We start from the raw sequence: 1,287 nt of genomic DNA, 5'->3' as shown, positions 1-1,287 counted from the left end.
CGGGGAACTTAATATCGGCGAAAAGAGAATTATAGCACTACCCATTAAGATTAGGACATTTGTAAACTCCGAAACCTAGTCCTAGCTTACTTCTGACTTCTGACTTCTGACTTCTAACTTGCGCGTAGCGCTATATATCAAGTCTGGTTAATCATTTGAAAAATAGCCGATTTAGCAGCAATAGCAATCAAGAGCTTAGATTGTCCGGAATACACCCACAACGTAACGAAAAAATATTTAACAAAGGAATTTAACTGGGCTTGCCATTGGTCGAGGTTAGATCAAATCCAGTTGACTAATCATCCTATGGCTGAGCGGGTAGAGTGCATCTCATTAAAGCTGTTTGACCCGGTGGGTGGAATGGGCATCTTGGTGGAATGGGCATCTTGGTGGAATGGGCATCTTGGTGGAACGGGCATCTTGGTGGAACGGGCATCTTGGTGGAACGGGCATCTTGGTGGAACGGGCATCTTGGTGGAACGGGCATCTTGGTGGAACGGGCATCTTGGTGGAACGGGCATCTTGCCCGTATCCTCCCTCGGGCGGGCAGGATGTCCACCGCACTGATATTAATGGAAAGATTGAGCAATGCCGAATTCTTAATTCTTAATTTTTAATTCTCCATTCTAAATTCTAAATTCTTAATTTTTAATTCTCCATTCTAAATTCTAAATTCTAAATTCTAAATTCTAAATTCTAAATTCTTAATTCTCCAGCTAATTGGGAGGCTGGATTTCACTGCAAACTTCGTAAAAAGATGTGGTGGGAGCTTTGGTAAACAAGTGAGACATTTGGTTTAAGATTGCTTCATAGGCTTCACTTTGATTATCTTCCATGTCCGCTATACTTTCCCAAAAGATCACAGCAATCCCTCTATCGGTTCCAGGTTCTTGCAGTAGGTAAGCGCCTTTGAACCCTTGGATATAGGTAGATACAGCTTTCTCGTAAAGATCCTGAGCTTCTTGAAATTTGCCTGGCTTGAATTCACCAATGGCAACATAAGCATACTTATGCTTCAGAAAATCTAGAAATTCTGTCAACTTTCCCTCCCCTCTGATTTTCTGGGTTGATTTCCGATCATAACAGCTAATGGTTGAGCTGCACAGATGCCAATATCTGCATCTTTGTAAGCATTCAGCAGTCAGCAGTCAGTGGTCAGCTTAACTCAGATTAAACCAATGCTGACCTGTTTTCTAAATGGAGCGCGGTCTTGGGGATTTCCCTCAAGACCGCGCTCCATAACTTATTCAAAAGCACCAATCAGTACCGTGGCACAGGCTTCGACAC

At 42.8% G+C, this 1,287-nt stretch carries 2 protein-coding genes; one reads left to right on the top strand and one right to left on the bottom strand.

Translation table 11 applies throughout. The features are described from left to right. The first annotated feature begins 343 nt into the window (after positions 1-343). A complete protein-coding gene (locus F6K53_RS43215; protein WP_293086849.1) occupies positions 344-610 on the top strand; it encodes a hypothetical protein in 267 nt (88 codons plus the stop codon). Positions 611-716: 106 nt separating this feature from the next. Here the strand turns inward: F6K53_RS43215 and F6K53_RS43210 are convergent, their stop codons facing one another. Further along, complete coding sequence (locus F6K53_RS43210; protein WP_070391318.1) at positions 717-1,040, bottom strand: antibiotic biosynthesis monooxygenase; 324 nt, start codon at positions 1,038-1,040, stop codon at positions 717-719. Positions 1,041-1,287 lie beyond the last annotated feature (247 nt).

This window comes from Moorena sp. SIO4A1 (genome assembly GCF_010672065.1).
GTDB lineage: Bacteria > Cyanobacteriota > Cyanobacteriia > Cyanobacteriales > Coleofasciculaceae > Moorena.
Note: the sequence above shows the minus strand (reverse complement) of the source record. Positions and strands in the feature narration are given on the sequence as shown.